Below are 1,193 nucleotides of genomic sequence, written 5' to 3'. Positions count from 1 at the left end.
AATATTCGCTTCGGATTACTTTTGCGACGTTGACCGATGCGAGCGAGGCATTGAAAGCGAAGTCGAGTTTGCGCAAGTCACGGGCCTGGCAATGGTTCAGCCCTGTAAACTGCTTGGAGTCCCGGAAGCAAAACTCGATTTGAAAGCGGGAGCGGTAGAACTCGATGATGTCTCGCCCGGTCATCTCCGGGTCGGTCGAGAAATATATCTTCCGACCTCCGGCATCGGGGAAATGCACGACGATGCGGATATTGCGCTTCATGGCCGTCGAGTAGGCATTGAGCACATACGCTCTGCCTCCTTCGATGTCGAGTCTCTCACAACGGGTGCTGTCGAGATTTTCAAAATCAATTTTCTCGCCTTTGACCCGCGGACGGCCTTTCTTGCCGGTGCGTATACCGCTGTGGGCATACCACAGGGCGGCGTCATCGCGCAGACGGCTTATCAGATGGAACCCGATGACGCACAGTTCGTTGACAAAACGGGCTTTGGAGAACCATGCATCAGCCACGACATACCGTGTTATCCCGAGCAATCGTTCACGGTGTTTGCGCAGCACATCGAGATACCAGTCCACAAGATTGTAGTCATCGCCCTTGTCCTGCAACACTGCTTTGTCGGGTGTCTGCTCGGCGCGCAACATCATGCAGTCGTGCATATCCACATCAACAATGCCGATGCCGAGTATTTCAAGACCACGTTTCATCGCTCCGGCGCAGCCCGACCAGAACTTGCCGATATAAGGAGTCTTCTTCCCGGCTTTCGAGATATAGCTCGCATCTATAGCGATTGCTTTTCGCAAACCATCGCCCAACCGCCGCCGCATGAGCTGCAAGTTGAACTCCATCCAATCGAAGTCGCGTTCATAGAGTTGGCGGAACCGCTGCTCGCAACTGTCCGAGTAACGTCCCATCTGCTTGAAATTTATCTTTCTTGGCAAAACCATATACAAAACCATCGTCTGGATGAAGGCTGTTTTAAAACTTTTGCGTAACTTCGCCGAGCAACATCTCAAGGCTTCGATTACGATTTCCTCATATCGGTCAAGTGCTGTTTTCTGCATCGCTTTAATGTGTGGTCGAATATCATTAAAGATACTGAAATTCAGCTACTTGACCTATTTTATTGAGCTAAACTTTGTTAACTAACTCATTTATTTTCAACGGATTGAATAAAAATTTAACGAAGTATTA

The 1,193-nt window shown here is 49.5% G+C and carries 1 protein-coding gene; it reads right to left on the bottom strand.

Annotated features, from left to right (window positions below):
* Window positions 1-1,063, bottom strand: a 1,063-nt coding sequence (locus G7Y39_RS13395) for a transposase (RefSeq protein ID WP_165157923.1), incomplete at its 3' end; no start/stop codon positions are given.
* Window positions 1,064-1,193 lie beyond the last annotated feature (130 nt).

It is taken from the genome of Parabacteroides sp. ZJ-118 (genome assembly GCF_011038785.1).
Lineage (GTDB): Bacteria > Bacteroidota > Bacteroidia > Bacteroidales > Tannerellaceae > Parabacteroides.
Note: the sequence above shows the minus strand (reverse complement) of the source record. Positions and strands in the feature narration are given on the sequence as shown.